General features: G+C 57.3%; 1 protein-coding gene. It reads left to right on the forward strand.

The window, feature by feature from the left end:
• Positions 1-239 (forward strand): hypothetical protein (locus KK083_RS32405; protein ID WP_254170309.1); only part of this gene is annotated, 239 nt, incomplete at both ends.

The raw sequence follows: 239 nt of genomic DNA on the forward strand, positions 1-239 counted from the left end.
ACGGTTAACCCTCTTCCGACGGGTCTTGCTGTAACCACAGCAGCATCGGCGGTTTGTTACGGCACTTCAACCAATATTCAGATCGCCGGCAGCCAGGCTGGCGTTACTTACCAGCTTCGCAACGATGCTGGTGACATAGCGATCGGCTCTCCGGTAGCAGGCACAGGTGGACTGATCAACCTCCCGACAGGCAACCTGACCGCGAGCACGACCTTCAATGTACTGGCCATCACCACTGC

This window comes from Chryseosolibacter histidinae (genome assembly GCF_018598225.1).
Lineage (GTDB): Bacteria > Bacteroidota > Bacteroidia > Cytophagales > Cyclobacteriaceae > Chryseosolibacter > Chryseosolibacter histidini.